The following is a 26486-nucleotide window of genomic DNA, read 5'->3' as shown; positions in this document are numbered from 1 at the left end:
CGGATGCCTCAAAACCCACACCCACTACAACGAAACAACCGCCTGGGCCCACCACACCACCACCGCCGCTTGACACACAAAACCCAGGGATGTCTTCACGGACTCGGTGTCACGCGGTGACGAGTGACAGGCCGTAGCGCTGCAGGATCTCGTTCACCGGCTGGAACCAGGTCTCACCACCGGAACCGCAGTTCCCCCAGCCGCCGGAGGTGACCCCTTGGGCCTGGTCGCCGGTGATGAAGGAGCCGCCGGAGTCGCCGGGCTCCGCGCAGACGTTGGTGCGGGTCATCTGGTGCACCGCGCCTTGGGAGTAGTTGATCGTCTCGTTGTGCCCCAGCACGGTGCCGCAGTGCCAGTGCGTCGTCGAACCGGACCGGCACACCGAGGTGCCGACGGGCGCGACCCACGATCCCCGCACCAGCGCGTCGCTCACCGTGCCCCAGCCGAGGACGACCGGCGCGGTCCACCAGCCGTTGCCGATGCGGATGAACGAGTAGTCGTTGTCGGGAAAGGAAGAACCGGCGAAGTTGCCCATGGCCGAGCCGTCCCAGCCGACGACGGAACTGCCCGTGCCGCCACAATGGCCGGCGCTGACGAAGCCGCCCTGGACGGAGAACCCGATCGAGCAGCGGGTGTTCCCGTTGATGTAGTATGGGTCGCCGCCGACGGTGCCCGCCGCGAACGGCCGGGCCTTCGGCGCGATGACCACGGTGACCGGACCGGCCTTCCTGGCCCTGGCGAGGAAGTCGTCGACGTCGGAGCCGTGCGCGCCGGGCTGTAGAGCGACCTCGACACTGCCGCTGCGCGGATCGGCACGCCAGCCGCTGACGGCGGCGGGCGCGGGACGACTCTTGGCCGACAAGTCGATTTCCGCCTTCGCCGCGTCGAGTTCGGCGGCACTGACCGCGACGGCGGTGGGCTCCGCACCCGCCTGCCGGACGGCGGCCGCCGCGGCGGGATCGGTCACCCCGACGACGAGCTTGCCGCGCGCCGGGTCGAACCAGGCGCCGCCGAAAGCCGTGCCCGCGGCCTGCTGAGCCGCGAGCATCACGCGCGAGGCGGTCATTTCCTGGGTGAGCCGGGCCGAGGCCTGCGCGGCGGTGAGCCCCAAGTCCCGCTGCATGGCGGCGATCAGTCCGGGGGAAGCCTGGGCGACGGGGGCGAGGGCGGCGGAAGCGAGACTCGCTGTGAGGACGGCGGCGCCGCCGAGTGCCAGGGCGATTCTTCGACGCATGGTAACTCCTCCAAGGCCGGGGGAAAGAAACACACTGCCCGCCGAGTGTGCGGCTGAGGTTCGGAAATGGCGAGAATTGTCCGGTCTTCTGTCCGAAATTAACAAGAGTAAACGACTTCAAACGATCAGCTCCCGGCTGCTCGCCCCGGACTTGCCACCGATGGCGCGCCCGCGATTACCGGCATGGCAATAAACGGACCGGGAAATCGTCGCTGGATGACAAGAACAATCGGGGTCCGGGCGCCTGAATCGATACCCACACGACGGTGTGTTGTTGGCGGATTCGTTGCGCCGTAACGTTTTTACCGCCTTCGCAATTCTTTCCCGAATTTCCGACCGGAGGATTCCATGACGCGTTTTCCGTCCCTGAGACCCTTTGCCCGGATCGCTACCGCGCTTGTCCTCGCCGGAGCCGCGGTCACCTTTCCCGCGGGTGCCGCCTCCGCCGCTCCCGCCGCCGGCCCGGTGACCAAGAACCTGACTTTCACCTGCGAGATGCCGTTGATCGGCGCGCGTCAGGTCGCCGCCACGGTGTCGGCGACCTTCCCCGGGACGGTGGCCGCCGGTTCCCCGATCGACGTCACCGGCTTTTCCGTGGCCGTCTCCCTCGACGGGGACATCGTCTCCGCGCTGAACCTGATCGGTGCGGTGACCATCGACGGGACCGCGTCCGCGACCGTCGGCGTCGACTACAACGGCACCGAACTCGGTGTCACGCTCAACGGCCTGGGATTCCCGGTCACCGCCGTCCCGGCGGACGGCCCGCTGGGGATCGTCATCACCGGACCGATCCCCGGGCTCACCGTGAAGAAGCCCGGGTCGATCGTCTTCACCGTCGGCGGCGGTTTCACCGGGAAGGTCACGCCGAAGCGGGCCGACGGGACGCCGACGGACCTCGGCACGTTCGACCTGCCGTGCGGCATGGACCCCGGCCAGGACGCCTCGCTCGCGACCGTGACCGTCACCTGAGGTATCGCGCCCCGGGTGGTCGTGAGTGGTAAGTGTCGTTAGAACGTCACTTACCACTCACGACCCACCCGCCCCACTGGCTAGCGGCGCTTGTCTGCTTGCCTGTACATGAAGGCCCCCTTGCTTGCGCCTGGCTCAGTGAAGGACCCCTTCATGTACTTGGGCGGACCTGGTCGGCACCGGCGCGGGCCCGTCCCGGCGCGCGCCCCGTGGTTCCAGTAGGTTGCGGGACATGACCGCGTCGCCGGTGGATGTCCCGGAGCAGGTGCTGCGCACCTCGATCGTCGAGCGGTTGTTCGCCAGGGAAGCTGACCGGCGCCCGCTCTTCACCCACCAGGCCCACAGCACCCACCAGGACCACGGTGCCGGAATGGACGACACGGTCACCTGGACGGAGTTCGTCTCCCGGGTGCGCGTGGTCGCGGGAGCGCTGCGCGAGGTCACCCGGCCGGGTGATCGAGTCGCGGTGCTCACGGGCCAGGATCTGAACTACCCCTTGGCGTTCTTCGGCGCGCTCGCCGCCGGACTGGTGGCCGTCCCGTTGATGGCGCCCGCCAGCCCGTCCCAGCGTGGCAGGCTCGCCGGAGTGCTGGCGGACTGCGGCGCGCGGGTCTGGCTGACCTCCTCGGCCGCCGCCCCGAAAGTGCGTGATGCCGGGACACCCGACCACCTGATCGTGGTCGACGAACTTTCCGGGCCGGGCGTCGATCCGCTTCCCGTCACTCCCGAGAGTCCCGCGTACCTGCAGTACACGTCCGGCTCGACGCGGGAGCCCGCCGGTGCCGTGATCCCGCACCGGGCGGTCGCCGCCGCCTGCTGGCAGGCGAGTCACGCCTACGCCGTCGACGAGGGTACGACCTGCGCCGGCTGGATCCCGTTCTTCCATGACATGGGCCTGATCCAGTTGCTGTGCCTGCCGGTCTACGCGGGCGCGCGGTCGGTGTTCATGTCGCCCGCCGAGTTCGTGCACCGGCCCGTGAGATGGCTGCGCCAGCTCGCCGATCACCCGGCCGTGTTCACCGCCGCGCCGAACTTCGCGTTCGACCTGGCCGCCGACGTCGCCGGCGAGGTGGGGGACGACCTCGACCTCTCGGACGTGCGGGTCGCGCTCAACGGCGCCGAGCCGGTCCAGCCGCGTACGGTCGCGCGGTTCCAGAAGGCCTTCGGCCCGCACGGTTTCCGGCCCGAAGCCCACCGTCCGTCCTACGGCCTGGCCGAGGCCACGGTGTACGTCGCGAGCGCGGGCGAGGAAGGACCGCGGGGCGCGGTGTTCGACAGGGAAGCCCTCGCGCAGGGCCGGGCGATCGAAGTCCCGGACGGCCAAGGGCTCGTCTCGGTCGGCCGTCCCCTCGGGCAGCGAGTCCGGATCGTGCGCGACGGGGCCGCGCTCCCCGACGGGCTCGTCGGGGAGATCTGGATCCACGGGCCGAACGTCGCGTCCGGGTACTGGGGTCGCGGTGACGCCGCGGCGTTCGCCGGTGAACTCGACGGCGTCGGCGGCTGGCTGCGCACCGGCGACCTCGGCGTGTTCCACCGCGGCGACCTCTACATCACCGGCAGGCTCAAGGATCTGATCGTCATCGACGGCCGCAACTTCCACCCGCAGGACATCGAGGCGGTGGCAGGCGAAGCGCATCCGGCCATCCGCCGCGACCGCGTCGCCGCATTCGGCGTGTCGGACGAAATGGGTGAAGGGGCCATGTTGGTAGCCGAATGGGCAAAGAACGCCGAAGCGGATGTCAAAGAAGTCACCAGGGTGGTATTGCGTGCGGTGTCACGTGAACATGATCTGACGTTGCGATCGGTACGTATGGTTCCCTCCGGTGACCTTCCGCGCACTTCCAGTGGCAAGGTGGCGCGAGCGGCCGCGAGGGCGCGTTATAGTCGGCCCCGTGGGTGATCACCGCGCGGAGGTCGTGAAGGTCGTCAGCGAGACTTTTCGGCTTGATCCCGCCGAAATCGAGTTCGACGCACCGCTCGAAGAGCTGGGTATCGACTCCAAAGGACGGATAAAACTCCTGTCGGCGCTGGAGATCTACCACGACGTGAGGATTGATCTGGACCAGCTGGACCGGTTCACCGACATCGGGTCGGTGGCGGAAGTGCTCACCGAGGCACTCGACGGTAAGGCCGACGGATCCGACGAAAGGCGCTGAGAAGAATGAGCGGGGGCTTCACCGCGGCGACCGATGCGCTTTCATCGGCGTCGAAGAACATCGGAAAGCTGACGGAGCAGTTGCTCGAAGACAATCCCGATCTGTCGAGCACGCCCGTGAACGCGGCCGGTTTCGGCCAGGCACACGGTGACCACTCGAAGAAGTACACCGATGGTGTGGCCGCGCTGTGGGCCTCGGTCCAGGGCTACAGCAAAACGCTCGGTTCTTTCGGCACGAACCTCGGCACCGCGGGTACCACCTACGGCAAGAACGAGGACGAGACGAAGAACAAGATCACCGAGGCGGGGACGCTCTAGTGGCCGACGAACTCACCTGGACCCAGGTCAAGGCCCTCCTCGACGACCCGAGCGTGCCGCCCGGTAACAAGACCGCGCTCATCGGCTCGTGGATCAAGACGCATCCGGCGCCCCCGCCCTGGGGCGGGGTCGAGGAGCCGGAGGAGATCAAGCAGAAGCGCAAGGAAGCCGAAAAGTACGCGCAGACGTACAACGCCCTTCCGTTCCTGCCCTACGACGGCGACACCAAAAAGGTCTACGACGGCGCGAAGAACGCCGGCGATCAGGCCAGCTTCACCCAGAAAGAAGAGACGAAGGCCGTCAACGAGGGCGACAAGAAGCTCGACGGCACCAAGGAACCCACGCCGGACGGCGGCGGGACCAAGACGTCGGACGAGATCTTCGACGCCGCCGCACCCGCGCTCAAGGTCTTCCAAACCTTCGGTTCCCTGCTGGCGAAGCTCCCGGAAGACTGCCGGGGCACCAGCCGCGCGCTCGATTTCGAGAAGGACATCAAGAAGCCGTTCGACGAGCAGCGCGGCATCAACTTCAAGAACTTCGTCGACGACGCCGCGCATTTCAAGACGGGCTCGAAGACCGTCGAGAAGGCCATGACGGACACCGGGTCCCAGCTGACCACTCTGTACGGGACCTGGACCGGGAAGGCCGCGGACGCCTCCTCGGAGAACTACAACGAGAAGATCCTTCCCAAGGCCAAGAAACTCTCCCAGACGCTGAACACCGCGAGCGAAGCGACGCTGCACACCACCACCACGGTGTTCAAGCTCTGCAAGGAGAAGGCCGACGAGGTCGTCAAGGGATACAAGGAGATCGTCGGCAAGGCCGACTTCGCGATGGCGCAGAAGGTCGTCGCCATCGCCGCCGGTGAGAAGAGCGGCAAGGAAGACTTGGGCGCGATCGCGGGCTGGATGGACGCGAACTTCGGCTCCAATCTCGTTCAGCAGCTGAACAACGACGGCTGCTGTGACGACGACGAGTTCAAGAAGGCGGGCCAGAACCTCGCCAAGCAGTGGATCCAGAAGCAGTTCATCCCGGAGATGTGGACCGCCATCTACCTGGGCTTCGAGAAGAACTGCAAGGAGACCAAGGACTTCGTCAACCAGGCCTACGACGAGCTCGACAAGGTCATGGGCAAGGTCAAGAACGAGTTCGAAGGCGCGGGCGCCGGCGGCAACGGCGGCCCGGGTGGCAACGGCGGCGCGGGTGGCACGGGCGGCGGACCCGGCGGCCCGGGCAACGGCGGCCCGGACTTCACCGGCGGTCAGGGTGGCGGCCAGGGTGGGGGGCAAGGCGGCGGCCAGGGTGGCCAAGGCGGCGGGAACGGTGGGGGCTCGGGCACCGGTGGCACCGGTGGCGGTCCGGGTGGTGGCTCGGGCGATGGCACCGGCCCGTCGGGTCAGAAGCCCCCGCCCGTCCCGGACGTGAAGATCCCCGAGGGCGGTTCCGGCGGCGGTCCTGGTGGCGGTTCCGGTCCTGGTGGCGGCTCGGGCTCCGGCCCGGGTGGTGGCGAGCAGAAGCCCCCGCCGGTCCCGGACGTGAAGATTCCCGACAGCGGCGCCGGTGGTTCCGGTCCTGGTGGCGGTGGTCCCGGTGGCGGTCCCGACCCGAGCAAGGACCAGACGTCGCCCTCGGGCTCGGCTCCGCCGCCGTCGTCCGGCGACGAGCAGAAGGCCGCGGCCGAAGAGGCCAAGAAGCAGGCCGCGGCCGCGGCCGAGAACGCGAAGAAGCAGGCGTCCGAAGCGCTGAACAAGCTGGGCGACGGCCCCGGTGGCGGCGACCTCGGTGGCGGCGGCTCCGGTCCGGGCGGCGGGGGAACCGGTGGTGGCCCCGGCGGCGGCAGCACGGACGCGGCTTCCGAAGCCAAGGCAGCGGCCGAAAAGGCCGCCGAGGACGCGAAGAAGCAGGCGTCGGAAGCTCTGAACAAGCTGGGCGACACCCCCGGCGGCGGCCTGGGCGACACCGACTCCAAGCCCGGCGACCCCAAGGATCCCGACTCCAAGGACGGCGATCCCAAGCAGGACGCCGAGAAGGCCGCGGAAGAGGCGAAGAAGAAGGCCTCCGAAGCGCTCGACAAGCTCGACGACAAGCTTCCGGGCAGCGAAGGCGGCGAGAAGCTGACCGATGACAAACCCGGCGAGGACGGCGACAAGGACAAGGCCGAGGACGGCGAGCGCGAGACCCTCAAGGTCAAGCAGGGTGACAAGACCTTCGAGATGACCGAGCCGGACAAAGACGGCGAGATGGACATCAAGATCGGCGACGGTTCCGGACCGGCCAAGGACTTCAAGCTCGACTGGACCGACGACGAGTCCAAGCTGGGCGACGCTCCCGATGGCGACGGCAAGAAGGACGACGTCCATCGCCCCGGGGCGGACGGCAAGATCCACATCCAGGACGGCGATGTGAAGATCACCGCCGAACGTCCCGACGGCCCGTCCGGGCCGACGGTCGTCACCGTCGACGACGGCACCGGCAAGCCGACCACGTACACCCTCGGCGAGGACAAGGACACCTCGGACCCGGCCTCGCATCCGGCCAAGCCGCTCACCGGGACGGTCCAGCCCGAGCCCCGTCCGGCGTTCACCCCGCACCACGGTGGCGGCGGAACCGTCCCCGACGGTCTCGGCGGAGGCGGCATCGGCGGCGGTGACGTCAGCGGCGGCGGTGGTGGCGGAGGCGGAGGCGGTGGCGCCCACGGCGTCGGCGGCATGACCGGGGTCTCGCTCGAGACCGCGAGCCCGGCGACAGGCCAGTCGCTGACCGAAGGCGTGCACACCGGCGGTGGCGCGCATCAGCCGCAGGCCGTGCCCGCGGGCGCCCCGTCCGCGCCGATGAGCGGATCGACGCCCGGTCAATCGCCGATGGGCGGTATGGGCGCGATGCCGCCGATGGGCGGCGGTGGCCAGGGCGGTGGCGGTGACCAGGAGCGGACCAACCGCGCGTACCGGATCGAGGGCGAGGTGTTCGACCAGATCAACGAACCCACCGGGCGGATCACCGGTTCGTTGCTGGACGATGAGGATCAGCCGTCCACCCGCAGGCGGTAATCCGAGGCAGGGGAGAATCAGATGAGCGTCGATGAAACCTCGGCCATGAAGACGGCTCTGGACGGTCTCGTCCGCGAGCAGGCGGAGCGCCGGGGACTGCGGGACAAGAAGGCCGACGAGATCAAGGCCAGCTCGCAGGAGTTCATGACCAAGCAGGTCATGACCGCCCAGCGCTACGTCGAGCATCGGCGGGAGCTGGGGGAGCGCAAGACGAAGTCCGGCTGGAGCACCGACCGGTCGCACGCCGAGCCGGGGAACGCGTCGGCGTTCGACGACGCTCCCGCCTTCGACGAGCCGGCGGCTTCGTTCACCCCGGAGCCGGCCGCCCGCGCGGGGCGGGATGCGCCCCGGCGCGCTCCTCGCCGTCCGGCACCGGTGGACGACGAGGACGACGCGTTCCTCAACAACCGCTGGCGCGAGTGACGTCGCGGTCAGAAGACGAGGCCGAGCACGAGCACGATCGGGAGCGAGATCACCGAAGCCAGTGACATGGCGACGGTGTGGGTCTTGAACGTGCCTCGTGTGCTCAGCCCCAGCAGTGACTGGAACATCCAGAAGAAGTTGCTGCTGACGTGCGGGAGGAACAGCGCGCCGGAGCAGGCGGCGAGGGCGACCAGCACCACCGGGACCCCGAGCGAGCCCGCGATCGGCGCGAGGATGCCCGCCGCGGTGATCGCGGAGATCGAGATGGACCCCATCGCGATGTGCAGGACGGCGGCGATCAGCCAGACCAGCACGAGCGGTGGCAGGAAACCGGTGCCGAACGAGCTCGCCAGCACGTCGCGCAGTCCCGATTTCCCGATCACTTCGGCGACCGAGCCGGAAAGCCCGGACAGCACGAGAATGGGCCCTGCCATCGCCAAGGCCTTGCCCACGGCGGCGTTCACCTCGTGCCGGGGCAGGACGCGGCGGGCGAGCAGATGCGCGAGCCCGGCGCCGATCGCCATCGCGATCACCGGCTCGGTCGGCAGGGAGACGGGTCCCAGCGGGAAGCGGAAGGCGTCGGCGAGCGCGCCGAGGGCGATCAGCGCGAGCGTCAGCACCACCGGCGACACGGACAGTGATAGCGGCAGCCGCCGGACGTCGGTGGTGGGCGCGCTGTCGTCCGTGTCGTCGGCGTGCCCGGTCCCCGGCTCGTCGACCGCCGGATCCCAGCGGAGCGCCCGGCGCAGCAGCACGGTGAAGACCAGCGTGGTCAGCACGGCGGTGGGCAGGCCGACGGCCAGCCCGAACAGGAACATCTCCCCGAGCGGCACGCGCAGCAGGCCCGCGACGGCGAGCGCGGCCACGCCGGGGACGACGAACACCAGCCCGACTTCGATCCCCGCGGTCAGCGCGCCGCCCATGAGCGCGATGCCCCGCGGGCCCAGCCGGGAACCGAGGCGACGGGCCAGGGGCGCGGTGAGCACCAGGACCACGTCCGAGTAGATCGAGGTGAACACGGTCGACAGCGAGACCGCGAACACCATCGGCACGCGCTTCCGCCCGAACACACCCAGCAGGCGTTCCAGGACGCGGTGCAGGGTGTTCGTGGCGGTGAGCAGCGAGCCGATGACGACCCCGAAGGTGATCAACAGGCCGATCTCGGCCATGACGTCACCGAATCCGGTGGCGAGCGCCTCGGTCGTGCCGCCCGCCCCGAGCCTGGTGGCCAGCCCCAGATAGGTGGCGCCGATCAGCAGGCCGAAGATCGGCGGCGTCTTGATCCAGGTGATCAGCACGACGATGCCCACGATGGCGATGCCGGTGTGGGCCAGGAGCCAGGCATCGGACACGGTGCCCTCCTCGGGACTCGCGGCGGGCCGGCGCCGGTGCCGTCCCTCGTAGCGACCCAGTAAGCCTTCCGGGTGGGTCGCGGGTCCAAGACCGGGTTGCTGGCAAGGTGATAGGCCTCGGCTATCGACCACGAGGAGGTGCGGGGTGGATGCGCGTCAGTTGAAGTACTTCCTGGCCGTCGTCGACGCCGGCAGCGTCCACAGGGCCGCTGAGCTGCTCTTCGTCGCCCAGCCTTCGATCTCCCAGTCCCTGCGCGCGCTCGAACGGGACCTGGGGAGCCTCCTGTTCCACCGGACCGGCCGCCGTCTGGTGCTGACGGCGGCCGGACACGCTCTCGTGGCGCCCGCGCGGGAGGTCATGCGCGGCCTGGACCTCGCCCGCGCGACGGTGGAGGCGGTCGACGGCCTCCTCGGCGGTGAGCTGGTGATCGCTTCGATGCCGTCTCAGTCGGTCAGCCCGCTCACGGACCTGATCGCCGCCTTCACCGCCGCCAACCCGCTCGTGCGGATCTCCGTCCGCGCGGCGAGCACCCCCGCCGACGTGGCGAGGATGCTCACGACCGGCGACGCCGAACTCGGCATCGTGGCGGCCTCGCCGACGGCCGCGCCGCTGCCCGGCTTGAGCGCCGTGCACCTGGAGACCCAGCGTTTCGCCGTACTGGGCCGCGACGAGGCGGCACTGCCCGCCGCGGATCCGGTCCGCCCCGCCGATCTCGCCGGGGCCGCGCTCATCGTCGGCCAGCAGGGCACGGGGATGCGCGCCGTGGCCGACGCCGTGCTCCGCCAGGCCCCCGGCAGCCGGTTCGCGGTCGAGGTGGAGCACCGGGAAGCCGTCCTGCCGCTGGTTCTCGCCGGGGTCGGCATCGCGGTGGTCAGCGATTCCTGGCGTTCTCTGGCGAAGGCCGCGGGTGCCGCCGTCCGGGTGCTGGACTGCCCCGAGTCCCTGGTGGTGTCCCTGGTGTCCCGGCCAGGGCGGCTGAGTCCCGCCGCGGCGGCGTTCCACGACCTGGCCGAGCCCGGCTGATTCAGGCGTCTCGTCTGCCGATGGCGGTGAGGCCCGCGTAGATCGCCGCCGTCACCCAGACGGCCATCGCGACGAGCGCGCCGAGCGGGGACAGCGGGGTTTCGGTCGCCGAGCCGCTGAGCTGGCCCGCAAGTTCCGAGGGCAGCACCGAGGCGATCCGGGCGTTCCACGGCTCAGGCAGCAGCATTCGCGGTGCCATCGGGAGGGCGAAGAGCAGGACCGCCATGGTGACCAGTGTCCCGGCGGTGGACTTGATCACCGTGGCGAGGCCGAGCGCGATCAGCGCGACGACCATCATGAGCAACCCCTCGGCCAGAATCACCGGGAGCCCGGTGCCCACCGAAGTCAGTGAGCCGATCGGCCGGTCGCCGATCAGCAGCCTTCTCACGAAGAACGTCGCCACGGCGACCGCTTCGCCCGCGATCAAAGTGCTCGCGGCGACGAGGACGACCTTGCCCAGCAAGAGTTTCCGCCGCACCGGGACGGCGACCAGACTGGTGCGGATCATTCCGGTGGAGTACTCGGACGTCGCGGTGAGGATGCCGAACGTCATCAGGCACAGCTGCACGACGGTGAGGACGGCGGTGCCGTCACCGAGGCCGCCGAAATGGGAGCGTTCGTCCGGGGTGGCGGAGTCCCAGGCCCCGGCGGAGATCAGGGCCATCAGGCCACCGACGAGGACGGCCGCGGCCGAGGCCGCCAGGAGGGTGCGAGTCGAGCGGATCGATCTCGCCTTGACGGTCTCCGAAGTGATGACGTCGATCACGAGGTCGCCCTTTCCGCGCGGAATTCGGTGCTGTCCTTGGTGAGCTTGAGATACGCGTCTTCGAGGGAGTCGCGGCGCGGCGTGAGCTCGTGCACCGCGATCCCGTGCCGCACGGCGAGATCACCGATGGCCACGGCGTCGAGGCCTTGTGCGGCAAGGCTTCCGTCGGGCCCGCGGGTGACGGTGGCGCCGGCCGACCGCAGCAGCCGGATCAGCTCGGCGTCGTGCGGCGTGCGCACCAGCACGTCGCGCCGGAACCGTTCGGCGAGTTCGGCGATCGTCGCCTCGGCGATGAGCCTGCCTCGCCCGATGACCACGATGTGGTCCGCGGTGAGCTCCATTTCGCTCATGAGGTGGCTGGAGACGAGCACGGTCCTGCCTTCGGTCGCCAGCGCGCGCATGAGGTCGCGGATCCACCGGATGCCTTCGGGATCGAGTCCGTTGCCCGGTTCGTCGAACAGGAGGATCCCGGGATCGCCGAGCAGCGCCGCGGCGATCCCGAGCCGTTGTCTCATCCCGAGGGAGAACCCGCCGATCCGTTTGCCCGCCACGTCGGCGAGGCCGACCCGGTCCAGCACCGCGTGCACGCGTTTCCGGCCGATGCCGTTGCTGCGGGCCAGGCAGTACAGATGGTCGAAGGCGCCGCGTCCACCGTGGACGGCGGACGCGTCCAGCAGCGCGCCCACCTGGTGCAGGGGACGGTCGATGTCCGCGTAGTGCCGCCCGTTGATCAACGCGTCGCCGGAGGTGGGGGTGTCCAGGCCGAGGACGGCCCGCATCGTGGTCGACTTGCCCGCGCCGTTGGGGCCGAGGAACCCGGTCACGAGGCCGGGCCGGACCCGGAAGGACAGGTCGTCCACGGCGACCGTCGGGCCATATCGCTTGGTCAGTTCCCTTATCTCAATCATGACGGAAATGCTGGCGGGCCGGCGCGATCGGCGAATCGGACCGAGGTTTCACTCTGTGGCTCGCCCCACGGTCGTAACAGGCGGGGGAGTCCGACCCGGGGCTGATAGGCGCGGCCTTTCAGCGCGGCAAGAACCAGGTCTTGGACGTGCGCGCCCGGCCCGGCGTCCACTGGACCCATGACCAGCTACCGCATCGCGCTCATCCCCGGCGACGGCATCGGCACCGAGGTGCTGCCCCCGGCTCAGGCCGTGCTCGCCGCCGTCGGCAGGCGGCACGGGATCGAATTCGCCTACGACTCCTTCGACTGGTCCTGCGAGCGCTACCTCGCCGAGGGCGCGATGATGCCGTCCGACGGCCTCGACCGGATCCGGCGGCACGACGCCGTGCTGCTGGGCGCGGTCGGCTGGCCGGGCGTGCCGGACCACGTGTCGCTGTGGGGTCTGCTGATCCCCATCCGGCGCGGCTTCCGGCAGTACGTCAACCTGCGGCCGGTCAAGGTGCTCGACGGGGTGCCGAGCCCGCTGCGGAACGCCGGTGCCGGGGACGTCGACCTCGTCGTCGTCCGGGAGAACGTCGAGGGCGAGTACTCCGAGATCGGCGGGCGGCTCGGCCGGGGCACCGAAGACGAACTCGCCGTGCAGGAGGCGGTGTTCACGCGCAGGGGCGTCACCCGCGTCGTCGAGTACGCCTACGCGCTGGCCGGGACCCGCCGCGGTCACGTGACCTCGGCGACGAAGAGCAACGGCATCGTCCACACGATGCCGTTCTGGGACGAGCTGGTGGACGAGGTGGCGGCGCGGCACCGGGAAGTGCGCACCGGCAAGGAGCACATCGACGCGCTCGCCGCGAAGCTCGTCCTGGCGCCGGAGCGGTTCGACGTCATCGTCGGCTCCAACCTCTTCGGCGACATCCTCAGCGATCTGGCCGCCGCGGTGGCCGGGAGCATCGGGGTCGCCCCGGCGGCGAACCTCAACCCCGAACGGGAATTCCCGTCGATGTTCGAGCCGGTGCACGGTTCCGCTCCGGACATCGCCGGGCAGGGCAAGGCGAATCCGCTGGGCGCCCTGTGGTCCGCGGCCATGATGCTGGACCATCTGGGACACCCCGAAGCGGGCGAGGAACTGCTGGCCGCCGCATTCGGCGCGCTGGCCGACGGCGTGAGTACTGTCGATCTCGGCGGAACGGCCGACACCGCCGGGTACACGCGCGCGGTACTCGACCGGGTGGGCGGCTGATCCGACGGAAGGAGCGCGACCCGTGATCACCACCATCGCCCTGCTCAAGGCCCGTGAGGGGCTCAGCCGGGAGGAGTTCGTCGACTACTACGAGAACCGGCACGTCCCGCTCATCCTCGGCCTCGCGCCGGCGCCCGCCCTCTACACCCGCAACTACCTGCCGGAGACCGGGGCACGCGGGTTCCCCGCGGACTTCGACGTGATCACGCACATGAAGTTCGCCGACGAGGCCACCCGCGCCGCCTGGCTCGGACTGGTGCTCGCCGAGGGCTCCGGGGTCGCCGAGGACGAGGCCCGGTTCCTCGACCGGTCCCGGACCCGTTCGTGGACGGTCGAGGAACACTCCGGCTCAAGGTGAGGACGGGAGCCGGATCTCACGTGGTTCCGGTGCCCCGGCACGGAAATCGCCGTACCTCGCCCAGTGAAGCGCGACCCGCAGGACGACGACGTTCCCGCCCGCGAGCGAGTCCGCGAACTCCGGGAAGGCCCTCAGGTAGGCGGCCTTGCAGCGCTCGAACTCGTCATCGGCGGGGATGTCGGCGACACCCTCGCATTGCAGCGTCGTACCGTCGTCCCCGCCGACGACGATCGCGATCCGCCCGTCGCGGCGCAGGTTCGCGACCTTGCGGGAATCCGGCTTCGCGTCGAACACGAACTCGCCGCGGTCGGTCACCGCGAGGGTGAGATACGCGGATTGGGGCTCGCCGCCGGGGCCGAGCGTTGACACGACCCCCGTCCGCCGCTCGCGCACGTACTCGATCATTCCGTTGTGGTTCATCGCGCCCAGACTACGTGGTCAGGGCCGGGCGGAGGCCTGAGCGGCCAGCCAGTTCGAAGCTTGTGAGGACGAGCTCGGCGAGATCGACGCCGCGGTGATGGTCGGCGCCGTCACCGGCGCGATCTTCGCCGCCGGGCAAGCGGCCTTACGTCAAGGGAGCCCGCTCGACGAAGCGATGCGGCGCGCGATCGACCTCGTGACAGCCTGACAGGCATGCTGCGATCACGTGCGGTGCCAGGCGATCCCGCGATACGAGGAGCTGTCCGCGTCGAAGCCGTAGCCGATGATCACGGCGCCGCTCGCGGTGATGTGCTGGGCCATGATCGCGGTGAGACCGGGCGGCGACGGCAGCGGGAACGGTGTCGCGTCGGCGTCCCAGCGGACCGGCCGCACCGTTCCCCTGCCCACGGACTCGCCGACGACCGTCCCGGCGTCGTCGATGTCGTAACACGTGCTCGCGATGTCCGGGGGCAGGGGCGGCAGCACGGTCGGCCGCCCGTCGCGATCCCAGCGCGCGCAGGTGCCGCGCCGGTCCGGGGTCACGCCCCAGCCGATCGTGACACCGCGCCCGGTGATCCGGACGACCTGACCGGCGGAGAACTCCGGTCCGCCGGTCAGCAGGACGGTGCCCCCGTCACGGTTCCACACGACCCCGTCGCCGAGGATGGCGCCGGAATCGGTGATCCCGCAGGCCGTCGCGCGGCGCGGCGGGGGCAGTTTGCTGATCTTCCCCGAAGGACTCCAGCGCACCGCTGTCCGGCCGGTGCCGTTCTTGGCCGAGCCGACGACCTCGTCCAGTCCGTTCAGGTCGTGGCCCTGGGTCTCCCCGCCGCCGGGCGGGGCGCCGAGTTCCACCACCTCGCCGCCGGGCTCCCAGCGCAGCGCCCGCCAGCGATAGCCCGGCCGCATCGCGTTCCCCAGTATCGAACCGCGTTCGTTCACCCGGCACGTCGTGCCGGAGATCGCGCCGAGGGGGAGTTCGAGCGCGTGCACCCGGCCGTCGGGCCGCCAGCACACAGGCCGGAGATGCTCACCGGTGTAGAGCGAGCCGGCGATGACCCCGGCGGCGTTGGCGCTGACCGCGCGGCCACCGGTGCAGCCGTCGAGAACCGGCAAGGGCGCGGGATTCCCGGCACGGTCCCAGCGCACCGGCCGGGACCCCGATTCACCCACGATCATCCCGGCGTCGTTCACGCAATAGGCGCTGGTGCCCTCCCCGGCGGAGAGCGGTCGCAGGTCGACCGCCGTGAAGCCGGTTCCCCCGGGCATCGGCGCCGCCTCTGGTTTGGACGGTTCGAGCACGAGTGGGCAGCCTAGTGCGACGGTGCACGCGATGGGGAAAAGTGCACTGACCGGGTGACGCCGTCTCCACAAAGGACCACGGCTACGGCGTCAGCACGATCCGGCCGAACACCTCGCCGTCGTCCATCTTCCGGTGCGCCAGAACGGCTTTCTCCAGCGGCAGCAGTTCGTGTACCACCGGACGCAGTTCGCCTTGTGCTGCCGCGTCGAACTGCGCCGTGGTCACTGCCCGCCGATCCGCTTCGGGGATCGAGTCCGCGCTGAAGGCCGCGACCGACAGCGATTCGCGGAACCTTGTCAGCAGCTTCGCGCCGAAGTCCGCGGGTGGCATGCCCGCGACCACGCCGACGGTCACCAGACGGCCGTTCGGTGCGAGCCTGTCGATGAAGGACGGCATGTCCACACCGGACACGATGTCGATGACGACGTCGTACCCGGCGGGGCCCTCGCCGTCGCCGGAGCGGTCGAGGACGTGGGTCGCGCCCACTTCGCGCAGACGTTCGCCGCGTGCGGCCGAGGAGGTCGTGACCGCCACCGCGCTCGCGCCGCCGGCCGCCGCGAGCTGCACCGTCATGATCCCGATGCTGCCCGCCGCCCCGCGCACCAGCACCGACTCGCCGGGCGCGAAATGGGCATGGGCGAGCGCGAAATGCGCCACCATGCCGGAAGTCCCGACGGCGACCGCCGCGTCCGCGGGCAGGTTTTCGGGCAGGGGCACGACCTTCTCGACGGGAATCGCCGCCCGCTCGACATAACCGCCGCCCTCGCCGGTGAACGCCCAGACGCGCCGCCCGGCCCAGGACGGATCGACGTCGTCGCCGACGGAGGTGACGGTGCCCGCGATCTCGTTTCCGGGAATGAACCCTTCCTGGAAACCGAAACCGCCGAGAGCGCCACTCCGGATCACCGTGTCGACGCCGCCGACGCCGATCGCTTCGACGTCGATCAGCACCTCGCCCGCGGCGGGAACCGGGGAAGGGAGATCGATGACGGCCAGCCCTTCGGGGGCGCCGAACTTCCGGATCTCGACTGCTCGCATCGCTGTCTCCTCGGTCTTCGATCACTGGTCCGACGGACGTTAACGGACGCACCCGTCCGTTTTGGCTAAAGTGAGAGTGGTGACCGACCGTTTGACTCGGATCCCGCGCTCCGACGCCGTCGACAACCGTGAACGCATCCTCGAAGCGGCTCGCGCGCTGTTCGCCACCGAAGGCCTGAACGTGCCGCTGCGGGAAGTCGCGCGCCGCGCCGAAGTCGGTCCCGCGACGCTGTACCGCCACTTCCCGACCAAGGAGATCCTGGCGACGGAAGCCTTCGCCGAGCAGATGTGCCTATGCCACGTCATCGTCGAGGAGGGGCTCGCCGACCCGGATCCGTGGCGTGGTTTCTGTTCCGTGATCGAGAAGATCTGCGAACTGCACTCGCGCGACCGAGGCTTCACCGCGGCTTTCGTTTCGGCCTTCCCGAAAGCGGTCGATTTCACCGCGGGCCGCAACGACGCGCTCAAGGCGATCGCCGAGCTGGCACGCCGGGCCAAGGAAACCGGGAAACTGCGCGCCGATTTCGTCCTCGACGACCTGATTCTCATGCTCATGGCCAACAACGGGATCCAGGCCTCCTCGCCCGCCGCCCAGGTCGCGGCGTCCCGGCGGTTCGCCGCGCTCGTGATCGGGGCCTTCCGCGCGGTGCCGGAACAGCCTGCGCTGCCGCCGGTGGGACGGTTGGCCTTGGTACTACCGGGAATGATCGTCTGAGCGGAGGGCTTCGTACGTCGCGACCGCGCTGGGCCGGGGTGGTCGTGAGTGGTAAGTGGGGTTAGAACGACTGTCATGTCTCGGGAGATGTGTCAAGGGTGTGTCTCGGTAGTTGTGTCATGGTGTAGGTGTGTTGGTCAGGCTGCTTGAGTGACTTTTCCTTGGTATTTCTTGGTTTTGTCCAGGGTTATGTGTCCGAGGGGGTCGCCGTTGGTGGTGTAGGCGGTGACCCGTTCGCCGCAGCGGAGCAGGGTGGCGATGGTGCCGGCGTGTTCGCGGCCGACGCTGATGCGGTAGTCGGCCAGGGCGACGGTGCCGTTGGGCATGACCTTGATCTTGTGGATGGTGGCGTCGTCCTGGCGGGGCAGGTCGCCCGGTCCGCCGTGGCTGGCCGCGCTGGTCCAGGCCAGGGCCGGAGTGGTGTTGAGGGCGGAGTGCCGGCGGCGGGTGTTGTAGTGCTCGCGGACCTGGTCCAGGCGGGTTTGCAGGTCGGCGATGGTGGCGGCCGGCTCGGGCCAGCGGTGGTTCAGCAACCGGGCGGCGGTGCCGTGCAGGCGTTCGACCTTGCCGCAGGTCTGCGGGTGATATGGGCTGGAATGGATCACCCGGCTGCCGTGGGCTGCGGACACGGTCCGGGAGAAAACACTGGTCAGGGTCTTGTCGCGGGAACGGCGAGGGTGAGCCCAGGCGGTGCCGTTATCGGCCAGGATCAGCCCCGGCGGGCCCCAGCCGGTGATGGCGTCGCCGATCGCGACCAGGGCGGCAGCAGGGGTCTCCGCGGGCGCGACGTGGCTGGCCACCCAGACCCGTGAACAGTCGTCGAGCACGTCGATGGCCACCACCACACTGCCGTCGGCGAGGGTGTGCTCGGTGCCGTCGATCTGATAGCAGTCCCGCGGCCGGGCATAAGCGAACCGGCGCCATGACGACCGTGGACGCTTCCTCGGGTTCTTCTCCAGCAGTCCGTTGCGGTCCAGGATCCGGTTGATCGTGGCCCGCGCCGGCACCCGCGTCCCGACCGGCCAGCCAGGGCTGTTCACCAGTGTTTCCAGCTCCACCCGAATGTTGTCCGCACCGTTGTCCGGAGCCAGCTCCTCCCGCAACCGCAGGACCAGCGCAACCACCGGCTCGGGCGTCGCAGCCGGGCTCGAGTGCGGCCGCCGTGACCAAGGCCGCCACTCGCCCTCGGCCAGGATCCGCGCGCGGTGCCGATAAAACGTGCGTGGATTCACGCCATTCACCCGGCACCACTCGGCCACATTCTCGATCTCCGGATCCACGATCAGCGTCGCGTCCATGAGCCTCATCTTCGCCCGCTTTCCCGCCATGCCGAAAGGGCACCACGCGATCAAGCGACACATCAGGTGAGACACACACCACGACAACTCTCATGAGACTGAAGAGGGGTTAGAACGACACTTGCCACTCACGACCACCTGGACCGAAGGCTCACACGCCCCAGGAGCGGGCCGCCTCGACCAGGGCCGCGACGCATTCCGCCACAGCGGGCCGGGTCTCCCCCTGAGGCTGCACGGCGTAGAGCTGCCGGTGCAGTGCGGGTTCGAGCGGGGCGCACACCACGGTCGGCGGCGCGATCGTGGTGGCCATACCCGGCACGACCGTGACGGCGCCGAGCCCGGCCACGACGGCGAACTGCGTGCCGAAGCCGCTGACCGTGTGCCGGACCGTCGGTTCGATGCCGCGTTCGCGCAGGGTCTGGCGGATCCACGCGTTCGCCAGGGTGGGGCGGGCCCACGCGACCCAGATCTCGTCGGCCAGGTCTTCGGCGCGGACCGAGTCCGCGCCCGCCAGCCGGTGCCCGGCCGGGAGCACGATCGTCGCCGCGTCGTCGCGCAGGACGGTCCATCGGGTGCTCGGCGGCCGGGTGAGCGGCAGGTTCTCCCAGCTCTCGACGACCACGACGTCGAAGACGCCGTCGGCGAGCGCGGGCAGGGCCTCTTCCGGTTCGACCTCGTGCAGCCGCACTTCGATGCCCGGGAACCGGACGGCCAGGCCGGTGAGCGCGGGCGTGATGAACGTGTGCACCCCGGACGGGATGGCGCCGATCTCGACAACGCCGGTCGTCTCCCCGGTGAGCGAGTCCAGATCGGCGCGGGCGGCCCGGAGTTCGGCGAGGACCCGCTCCGAACGCTGCGCGAGCAGCAGTCCCGCCGGGGTGAGCCGGACACCGCGGCCGTGCCGGACGAGCAGCCCGGTGCCTGCCTCCCGCTCCAGTTTGGTCAGCTGCTGGGAGATCGCCGACGGCGTCACGTGCAGCAGTTCGGCCGCCGCGGCGAGCGACCCCCGCCGCCACACCGCGTGCAGCATCCGCAGCCGCTCCACATTGGACAGATCGCCACTCATTAGCCGAGCTTAACCCTCGGGGTAAGAGGATCTCGCTGGTCCTGTCCGCTTCCGTGCGATCGAATCGAAAGCATGTCCCAGCACAGAATTCTCGCCGATCCGCGGGCACAAGGAGTCCTCGGAGCGCTCGCGATCGCCCTGTCCGCCCCGCTCGTCGCGCTGTCCGGTGTCAGCTCGACGACGGCGACGTTCTTCCGCTGCCTGTTCGCGTTGCCGATCCTCGTGCTGCTGGCCAGGACGCGGGAGCGCGGGCACCGCCCCATCCCGGCCGCGCGTCGGCGGCATGTGCTGGCCGGTGTCCTGCTCGGGATCGACATGGTGCTGTGGAGCGAAGCGATCTTCTCCGTCGGGGCGGGCGTCGCCACGGCACTGGTCAACGTCCAGGTGGTCCTCGTGCCGCTGGCCGGGCTGTTGTGGTTCGGCGAACGGCCGTCGCGGCTGTTCTGGCTGTCGATCCCGGTCATGCTGGCGGGGACGGCGCTGGCCGGGGGACTGGCGGACGGCGGGACCGCGGGCAGCGATCCCTGGTACGGCACCGTCATGGCGGTGCTGGCGGGTGTGGCCTACGCCGGTTACCTGATCCTGCTGCGCCGTGCCGGAACCGACGGCGGCGGTGGCCACACGACGATGCTCGCCACGGCGACCGCGGCCTCCGCGAGCGTGGGCGGTCTTTCCGGGCTGATGGCGGGAACCCTCGACATCACGCCGCCCGTTTCGTCGCTGCTGTGGCTGCTCGCGCTGGCCGTGACGGCGCAGGTGTTCGGCTGGCTCCTGATCGGGAAGGCCCTGTCCGCCCTGCCGGCGAGCGGCGGGTCCGCCGTGCTCATGCTGCAACCCGCCGCCGCGATCCTGTTCGGGGCGCTCCTGCTCGGCCAATGGCCGACATCGCTGCAACTCGCGGGCTGCGCGCTCGTCGTCGCCACGGTGGGAGCCGTCTCCCTGCTGGGCGGCCGGAGGTCAAGGAACGACGAGCACCGGCCAGTGCCCGGTCTTGATGAGCTTCGTCGCGACCGAGCCCGCGAACCGGTGTCCCGCCTTCTGTGACGCGCCGACCACGACCGTGTCGACCTGGCTGCGGTCGGCGGTGTCGCGGAGCGCGGTGTACGGATCGCCGAACGTCTTCAGGAAACTGACCGGCACTTCCAGCTCTTCGGCCGCTTCCCGGATCTGATCGCGGAGTTCGGCGTAGAGCTGGAGTGTCGTGTCGTGTTCCACCGTCGACGCGACCGCCGGGCCGAGGTTGGTCAGCGCCGTGCGGCAGACGACGAAGGCGACGATCAGCCTGCCGCTTTCCCGCCGCGCCATGCCGAAGGCGAAGGCGACCGCCCGCATCGCGGTGTCGGAACCGTCGACCCCGGCCAGGATGGCCCGCCCCGACTGGTGCCGGGGCGGGCCGAAACGCTCCACAGTGGACTCGAAGGCCCCGGCGGCGTTCCCGTTCATCGCACGCCTACCGTGCGACCGGGTCGGAAGCCGGGGCTTCCGTCTTGGTCTCCACGTCGAGGGTGGTGCGCAGGGTGAGCGGCTTGAGCAGCAGCGCCGCGATCACGCCCACGACGCCCACCGCCGCGGAGATCAGGAAGATGTGCGCGGTCGCGTCGCCGTACACGGTGTGCACGATCGTCTGGACCTCCGGCGGCAGCGCTTTGAGATTCAGCGCGCTGACGCTGCCTGTCGACGCCTGGCCCGCCGGCGCGTGCAGCGCGGTGGACAGGTCGGCGGTGACCCGGTTCGCGAGCACCGCGCCCAGCACCGAGACCCCGATGGTGCCGCCGAGCGACCGGAAGAACGTGACCGAGGCGCTGGCCGCGCCCAGATCCCGCAGCGGCACCGTGTTCTGCACGGCGAGCACGAGGTTCTGCATCGTCATGCCGACCCCGACGCCGACGACGGCCATCGCGATGCCGACCAGCCACAGCGGCGACGCGTGGTCGACCGTGCCCAGGCCGAGGAACCCGATCACCAGGGTGATGGTGCCCGCCACGATGTACGGCTTGATCCGCCCGGTCCGGCTGATCAGGCGACCGGAAACGGTCGAGGACACGAGCACGCCACCCATCAGCGGGATGGTCAGCAGACCGGCTTCGGTGGGGGAGTAACCGCGCCCGACCTGGAAGTACTGGCCGAGGAACACCGCGCCGCCGAACATCGCCATGCCGACCGCGAGGCTCGCGACGATCGCGAGCGCGGGGGTGCGCTGGGTGATGATGTGCAGCGGGACGACCGGTTCGCGGACCTTCCGTTCCACCAGCACGGCGAGGACGAGGAGCACGGCACCGCCCGCCACCATGACCGCCGTCTGCCACGAAAGCCAGTCGAAGCTGTTGCCGACGAACGAGACCCAGATCAGCAGGACGCTCACGCCCGCGGCGATGAGACCCGCGCCGAGGTAGTCGACCTGGACGTTCTCCCGGCGCACGGTCTCCAGCTTCAGGGTCCGCTGCAGCACGATGAACGCCGCCACCGCGATCGGCACGCCGACGAAGAAGCACCAGCGCCAGCCCAGCCACGGCACGTCCACGATCAGGCCGCCGAGCAGCGGGCCGCCGACCGTGGCGACCGCCATGACCGCCCCGAGGTAGCCGTTGTAGCGGCCCCGTTCACGCGGCGGGATGATCGCCGCGATCACGACCTGGACCAGCGCCTGCAGGCCGCCGACGCCGATGCCCTGGAACGCCCTGGCGGCGATCAGCTGCCCGGTGTTCTGGCTGAACCCGCTGATCATCGAGCCGATCACGAAGATCACGATCGCGATCTGGACCAGCGACTTCTTGTTGAACAGGTCGGCGAGCTTGCCCCAGATCGGGGTCGTCGCCGTCGCCGCGAGCAGGGTGGCCGTGACCACCCAGGTGTACTGGGTCTGTGAGCCGTTCAGCGAGCCGATGATCAACGGCAGGGCGGTCGACACGACCGTCGAACTGATCATCGCCACGAGCAGCGCGAGCAGCAGGCCGGACAGCGACTCGAGCACCTGGCGGTGCCCCATCGCCCCCGACGGTGCCTCCGCCGTTCCTTCGGTCTTCATGGCGTCCTTTCAAGCGTCCGGGGCAATTATTGCCCACTGTGCAAACTTGCACAGTGGGAACTTTATTCCCCTCGCTACGCTGTCCTGGTGGACACCCTCGACACGCTCCGCACCCGCAAGAAGGCGGCGACGCGGCAATCACTGCACGAGGCCGCGCTTCGCCTGGCGATGGAGCACGGTCTCGACGGTGTGACCGTCGAGGACATCGCCGACGCGGTGGGGGTGTCCCGGCGGACGTTCTCGAACTACTTCGCGAACAAAGAGGACGCGATCCTGCACGCAGACCGCGAGCGGACCGGGCTGCTGGTGTCGCTGGTGGAAGGCAGGCCGCCCGCCGAGAAGCCGTGGCAGGCGCTGCGCGCGGCGTGCCAGGACCTGTACCGGGCCAATCCCGTCCCGGACCGCGAATGGGTGGCCCAGCTGAGGCTGCTGCGGCGGCATCCGTCGCTGCTCGCGCGGCAGGCCGGGGACCAGTTCGCGCTCGAACGCGACCTGATCGCGGTGCTGCTCGCCCGGGGCCACGGTCTCGACCAGGAGCTGGCCCGGCTCACCGCGGCGACGTTCCTCGCCACCTTGCGGACCGGGAACATCCTGTGGCTGGAAGGCCCGGACGACGAGCCGCTCCCCGCGGTCGTGGACAGGGTGCTGGGCCGCGTTCAGCTCCGCTGAGCGAGGGCGTAGGCGCTCGACACCACCGTGGTCGCCGCCCGGACGAAGGCGGCGACGGCCGGTGAGCGCGAGTCCTGCGGCCACATCACGGCGAGGGTCGTGGGCTCGACGTCGTCGACGGCCAGGTACGCGATTCCCGGCCGCTGATAGCGATCCGCGACCGAAACGGGCAGGAAGCAGACGATGGTGCCCAGCTCGACCAGTTTGAGGATCTGGGTCAGGTCCGAGACGGGACCGTGGGGCGCCACCGCGGCGGGCGGGCCGGTCGACGGGCCCTGGCCGGCGGGGGCGCCGTCGGGCAGGAGCCTGCCTTCCAGATCCGAAAGGGTCAGCCGGGACCTGGCCGCCAGCGGATCGTTCGCCGCCACCGCCACCAGCCGGGGTTCGGTCAGCAACGGCTCGAAGTCGAGACGGCGCGCGTCGAAGGGGGAGGGGACGAGTGCCACGTCCGCCCGCCCGTCGCGGAGCTGCTGCGGCTGTTCGCCCCGGCCGCCGAGGATCAGTTCGATCGGCAGAGCGCCTTCTTCGGCCTCGTAGGCCTCGACGATCTTCGGCAACAGCCCGGCGTCGTGATCGGCCTTCAGTGCCAGCCGCAGCCGGGGATCCGGGCGACCGGCCTGCCGGACCCGCCGTTCGGCCGCGGCGACCGCTTCGAGCGCGGTCTTCGCGTCCCGCAGGAACACCTCGCCCGCTCCGGTGAGCGTGACCTGGCGAGTGGTGCGTTCGAGCAACCGGACGTCCAGCCGTCGTTCCAGGTCCCGGATCGCCCGGGACAACGGCGGCTGCGCCATCGAAAGCCGCTCGGCCGCGCGGCCGAAGTGAAGCTCCTCCGCGACGGCCACGAAGTAGCGGAGCTGCCGCGTCTCCAGGTCACTCATATCTCCAGGGTATCAATGGCGACCGAGGTGGTCCTTCAGCTCGCCGCCTCTCCTGGCTTGACTGGACGACGTCGAAAACCCCCTATCACCTCGGAGTCTTCATGATCGTCGTCACCGCGCCGACCGGACAGATCGGCAGCAGGCTGCTCGGCGGCCTCCTCGAAAGCGGCGAGCCGATCCGCGTGATCGCCCGCGATCCCGCCCGGCTGGCCGATCACGTCCGCGAGCGCGTCGAGGTCGTCAAGGGCTCGCACAGCGACGCCGCCGTCGTCGACGAGGCCTTCGCCGGCGCCGACACCGTGTTCTGGCTGGTCGCCGCGGACCACCGCGCCGAAAGCCTCGAAGCCGCCTACCTGGACTTCACCCGGCCGGCCTGCGAAGCCGTCAAGAAACACGGCGTGACCCGGGTCGTCGGCGTCTCCGCCCTCGGCCGCGGCGTCGCGGAGAACGCCGGATACCTGTCGGCGTCGTGGGCCATGGACGATCTGATCGCCGCCACGGGCGTGCGCTACCGGGCACTGACGATGCCCACGTTCATGGACAACTTGTTGTGGCAAGCCGGATCCATCGGCAAGGACGGTGTCTTCTTCGCCCCCGTTTCGGGTGACCGCAAGGCGCCGACCTGCGCCACCCGCGATATCGCCGCGGTCGCCGCCGGGCTGCTGCTCGACCGGTCGTGGGAGGGCGTGGCCGACGTCCCGGTGCTCGGCCCGGAAGACCTGTCCCAGAACGACCTTGCCGGGATCATGTCCGAAGTCCTCGGGCGGCCCGTGCGCTATCAGCAGGTCTCGATGGACGCGTTCCGCGCGACGCAACGCGCCAACGGCTGGTCCGAGGCGATGGCCCAGGGCATGGTCGACATGATGATCGCCAAGGAAGCGGGCATCGACAGCGCGACGCCGCGGACGCCGGAGGCCACCACGCCGACGACCTTCCGCCAGTGGTGCGAGGAAGCGCTCAAGCCCGCCGTTTCGTCCGGGAGCTGACGGCCGGGGAGTGTCATGAAAGGGCCGTTCCTGACGAAATTCGTCAGGAACGCCCCTTTCATGACATCTGGGGAGACCTAAGCCTCGACGGTTTCCAGCAGCAGTTTCGCCGCCACCGCCGCCCCGTCGGTCCGGATCGTGTCGGCCACGGCCTTCGCCCGCGCCCGGGTCTCGGGGGACAGCACGGTCGTGAGCGCGGCCGACAGGGACTCGACGGTCGGCGCCGGATCCTGATGTGCCACACCGATTCCGAGTTCCTCCACACGTGACGCCCAGTACGGCTGGTCCGCGATCCGGGGGACGACCACCTGGGGCGCGCCCGCCCGCGAGGCCGTCGTCGTGGTCCCCGCGCCGCCGTGGTGCACGACGGCGGCCACGCGACGGAAGAGCGCCTGCTGATTGACCTCGCCGACGACGAAACAGTCGTCGGCGTCGTCGATCGAGGCCAATCCGGCCCACCCGCGTGCGAGCAGGATCCGCCGCCCCAGCGCCCGCAGTGACTCGATGCCCACCCGGGCGATGTCCTTCGGCGCGTATGCGGCCATGCTGCCGAAGCCGACGTACACCGGCGGCTCACCGGCTTCCAGGAACTTTTCGAGGTCGTCCGGGAGCGGACGGTCGTCGGGCTGGATCCACGCTCCCGTTTGGACGATGTCGAGGTCCGTCATTCCCTCCGACGGACACAGGACCGCGTCGGCGGCCAGCCAAGGCCGATCGGTGAAGACGTGGTCGCGGACGTTGTCCACCGGCGGCAGGCCGATCGCCGCCCGGTGCTCGTTGAGCGCGCCGCCGTACAACGCGTTCACCCGTTGGGCGTCCTGCTGCCACAGCACGCGGTTGTCGGTCTCGCCCTCCGGGGACGGCGTGCCCGGCCGCAGCCCCGGGGCGAAATGCCGCGACGGCAGCCCGAAGATGTGGAAACACGCGTACACGTAAGGGATTCCCCGCTTCTCGGCCACGTCCCGCGCGCCGGCGGGCAGCAGACCGGTCGCCAGCATCGCGTCGCAGTCCGCCGCCGCGGCGGAAAGCGTCTCGAACCGGGCGGCGACCAGTGCCGGAGCGAGTTTCAGCGCGTCTTCTCCTGTCGGCGGCTTCGGTCCCGCGACCACCGAGTGCACCGTCGGGCCGAGTGGCACCAGCGGCACCCTCGCCCGCTGCAGCAAGGTCGCGAACTCCTCGTCCGGCGGCGCGGCTACCAGCGCTTCCGCCCCGAGTTCCTGTAATTCCTTCGCGAGCCCCACCAAGGGCTCGACATCCCCGCGAGATCCCCACGTCGTCAACAGAACACGCACTTCGCG

The 26486-nt window shown here is 70.0% G+C and carries 26 protein-coding genes; 13 read left to right on the top strand and 13 right to left on the bottom strand.

Features of this window, described 5'->3' with window-relative positions; translation table 11 throughout:
- Positions 1–109: 109 nt before the first annotated feature.
- On the bottom strand, positions 110–1234 hold the full coding sequence (locus IE302_RS37465) for a S1 family peptidase (protein ID WP_191259192.1): 1125 nt from the start codon (positions 1232–1234) through the stop codon (positions 110–112).
- Positions 1235–1582: 348 nt separating this feature from the next.
- Here IE302_RS37465 and IE302_RS37460 point away from each other — a divergent pair, with 348 nt between their 5' ends.
- The 6 genes from IE302_RS37460 (at position 1583) to IE302_RS37435 (ending at position 8146) form a co-directional block, all read left to right on the top strand.
- On the top strand, positions 1583–2203 hold the full coding sequence (locus IE302_RS37460; RefSeq protein WP_191259191.1) for a DUF6801 domain-containing protein: 621 nt from the start codon (positions 1583–1585) through the stop codon (positions 2201–2203).
- Positions 2204–2435: 232 nt separating this feature from the next.
- The gene (locus IE302_RS37455; RefSeq protein ID WP_191259190.1) at positions 2436–4103 is read left to right on the top strand and encodes a fatty acyl-AMP ligase; all 1668 of its coding nucleotides are present in this window, start codon (positions 2436–2438) and stop codon (positions 4101–4103) included.
- A complete protein-coding gene (locus IE302_RS37450) occupies positions 4096–4359 on the top strand; it encodes an acyl carrier protein (protein ID WP_005157682.1) in 264 nt (87 codons plus the stop codon). The genes IE302_RS37455 and IE302_RS37450 overlap by 8 nt, the downstream gene beginning before the upstream one ends.
- A 5-nt stretch (positions 4360–4364) precedes the next feature.
- Positions 4365–4676: a hypothetical protein gene (locus IE302_RS37445; RefSeq protein ID WP_191259189.1), complete on the top strand. Its 312-nt coding sequence runs from the start codon at positions 4365–4367 to the stop codon at positions 4674–4676.
- Entirely contained in the window at positions 4676–7723 is a 3048-nt protein-coding gene (locus IE302_RS43130) for a WXG100 family type VII secretion target (RefSeq protein ID WP_191259188.1), read from the top strand. Before IE302_RS37445 ends, IE302_RS43130 begins: the two co-directional genes overlap by 1 nt.
- A gap of 21 nt (positions 7724–7744) precedes the next feature.
- A complete protein-coding gene (locus IE302_RS37435; protein WP_191259187.1) occupies positions 7745–8146 on the top strand; it encodes a hypothetical protein in 402 nt (133 codons plus the stop codon).
- 8 nt (positions 8147–8154) lie between these two features.
- Here the strand turns inward: IE302_RS37435 and IE302_RS37430 are convergent, their stop codons facing one another.
- Positions 8155–9498: a GntP family permease gene (locus IE302_RS37430; RefSeq protein ID WP_191259186.1), complete on the bottom strand. Its 1344-nt coding sequence runs from the start codon at positions 9496–9498 to the stop codon at positions 8155–8157.
- 145 nt (positions 9499–9643) lie between these two features.
- Here IE302_RS37430 and IE302_RS37425 point away from each other — a divergent pair, with 145 nt between their 5' ends.
- The gene (locus IE302_RS37425; protein ID WP_191259185.1) at positions 9644–10522 is read left to right on the top strand and encodes a LysR family transcriptional regulator; all 879 of its coding nucleotides are present in this window, start codon (positions 9644–9646) and stop codon (positions 10520–10522) included.
- A gap of 1 nt (position 10523) precedes the next feature.
- On the opposite strand, the gene IE302_RS37420 is transcribed toward IE302_RS37425, so the two are convergent.
- Complete coding sequence (locus tag IE302_RS37420) at positions 10524–11288, bottom strand: ABC transporter permease (protein WP_191259184.1); 765 nt, start codon at positions 11286–11288, stop codon at positions 10524–10526.
- Positions 11285–12196, bottom strand: a complete 912-nt coding sequence (locus IE302_RS37415) for an ABC transporter ATP-binding protein (RefSeq protein ID WP_191259183.1) — start codon at positions 12194–12196, stop codon at positions 11285–11287. Before IE302_RS37415 ends, IE302_RS37420 begins: the two co-directional genes overlap by 4 nt.
- Positions 12197–12373: 177 nt before the next feature.
- On the opposite strand from IE302_RS37415, the gene IE302_RS37410 reads away from it, so the two are divergent.
- Positions 12374–13432, top strand: a complete 1059-nt coding sequence (locus tag IE302_RS37410) for a tartrate dehydrogenase (protein WP_191259182.1) — start codon at positions 12374–12376, stop codon at positions 13430–13432.
- A 22-nt stretch (positions 13433–13454) separates the two neighbouring features.
- Positions 13455–13790: an EthD domain-containing protein gene (locus IE302_RS37405; RefSeq protein ID WP_191259181.1), complete on the top strand. Its 336-nt coding sequence runs from the start codon at positions 13455–13457 to the stop codon at positions 13788–13790.
- Here the strand turns inward: IE302_RS37405 and IE302_RS37400 are convergent.
- From IE302_RS37400 to IE302_RS37390, 3 genes are all read right to left on the bottom strand, one after another.
- Positions 13782–14210 (bottom strand): pyridoxamine 5'-phosphate oxidase family protein, encoded by a 429-nt coding sequence (locus tag IE302_RS37400; protein WP_191259180.1) that lies wholly within the window; start codon positions 14208–14210, stop codon positions 13782–13784. The genes IE302_RS37405 and IE302_RS37400 overlap by 9 nt on opposite strands.
- A gap of 222 nt (positions 14211–14432) precedes the next feature.
- Entirely contained in the window at positions 14433–15512 is a 1080-nt protein-coding gene (locus tag IE302_RS37395; protein WP_229908192.1) for a hypothetical protein, read from the bottom strand.
- 82 nt (positions 15513–15594) lie between these two features.
- On the bottom strand, positions 15595–16551 hold the full coding sequence (locus IE302_RS37390; RefSeq protein ID WP_191259179.1) for a zinc-binding dehydrogenase: 957 nt from the start codon (positions 16549–16551) through the stop codon (positions 15595–15597).
- Between the two features lie 79 nt (positions 16552–16630).
- Between IE302_RS37390 and IE302_RS37385 the strand changes: the two genes are divergently transcribed.
- Positions 16631–17266 (top strand): TetR/AcrR family transcriptional regulator, encoded by a 636-nt coding sequence (locus tag IE302_RS37385; protein ID WP_191259178.1) that lies wholly within the window; start codon positions 16631–16633, stop codon positions 17264–17266.
- 137 nt (positions 17267–17403) lie between these two features.
- Here the strand turns inward: IE302_RS37385 and IE302_RS37380 are convergent, their stop codons facing one another.
- Positions 17404–18564: an integrase core domain-containing protein gene (locus tag IE302_RS37380; protein WP_229908190.1), complete on the bottom strand. Its 1161-nt coding sequence runs from the start codon at positions 18562–18564 to the stop codon at positions 17404–17406.
- 151 nt (positions 18565–18715) lie between these two features.
- Positions 18716–19630, bottom strand: coding sequence for a LysR family transcriptional regulator (locus IE302_RS37375; RefSeq protein ID WP_191259177.1), 915 nt, complete (start codon positions 19628–19630; stop codon positions 18716–18718).
- A 72-nt stretch (positions 19631–19702) separates the two neighbouring features.
- Between IE302_RS37375 and IE302_RS37370 the strand changes: the two genes are divergently transcribed.
- Positions 19703–20674, top strand: coding sequence for a DMT family transporter (locus IE302_RS37370; RefSeq protein ID WP_191259176.1), 972 nt, complete (start codon positions 19703–19705; stop codon positions 20672–20674).
- On the opposite strand, the gene IE302_RS37365 is transcribed toward IE302_RS37370, so the two are convergent.
- The gene (locus IE302_RS37365) at positions 20588–21073 is read right to left on the bottom strand and encodes a universal stress protein (protein WP_191259175.1); all 486 of its coding nucleotides are present in this window, start codon (positions 21071–21073) and stop codon (positions 20588–20590) included. The genes IE302_RS37370 and IE302_RS37365 overlap by 87 nt on opposite strands.
- Positions 21074–21080: 7 nt before the next feature.
- Positions 21081–22655 (bottom strand): MDR family MFS transporter, encoded by a 1575-nt coding sequence (locus tag IE302_RS37360; protein WP_191259174.1) that lies wholly within the window; start codon positions 22653–22655, stop codon positions 21081–21083.
- Positions 22656–22742: 87 nt separating this feature from the next.
- Here IE302_RS37360 and IE302_RS37355 point away from each other — a divergent pair, with 87 nt between their 5' ends.
- A complete protein-coding gene (locus IE302_RS37355) occupies positions 22743–23324 on the top strand; it encodes a TetR/AcrR family transcriptional regulator (protein ID WP_191259173.1) in 582 nt (193 codons plus the stop codon).
- On the opposite strand, the gene IE302_RS37350 is transcribed toward IE302_RS37355, so the two are convergent.
- The gene (locus IE302_RS37350) at positions 23312–24202 is read right to left on the bottom strand and encodes a LysR family transcriptional regulator (RefSeq protein WP_191259172.1); all 891 of its coding nucleotides are present in this window, start codon (positions 24200–24202) and stop codon (positions 23312–23314) included. The two genes, IE302_RS37355 and IE302_RS37350, sit on opposite strands and share 13 nt — an antisense overlap.
- Before the next feature lie 101 nt (positions 24203–24303).
- Here IE302_RS37350 and IE302_RS37345 point away from each other — a divergent pair, with 101 nt between their 5' ends.
- Complete coding sequence (locus tag IE302_RS37345) at positions 24304–25188, top strand: NAD(P)H-binding protein (protein ID WP_191259171.1); 885 nt, start codon at positions 24304–24306, stop codon at positions 25186–25188.
- Between the two features lie 77 nt (positions 25189–25265).
- Here the strand turns inward: IE302_RS37345 and IE302_RS37340 are convergent, their stop codons facing one another.
- A complete protein-coding gene (locus tag IE302_RS37340) occupies positions 25266–26480 on the bottom strand; it encodes a glycosyltransferase (protein WP_191259170.1) in 1215 nt (404 codons plus the stop codon).
- Positions 26481–26486: the final 6 nt, after the last annotated feature.

The organism is Amycolatopsis oliviviridis (genome assembly GCF_014654365.1).
Lineage (GTDB): Bacteria > Actinomycetota > Actinomycetes > Mycobacteriales > Pseudonocardiaceae > Amycolatopsis > Amycolatopsis oliviviridis.
Note: the sequence above shows the minus strand (reverse complement) of the source record. Positions and strands in the feature narration are given on the sequence as shown.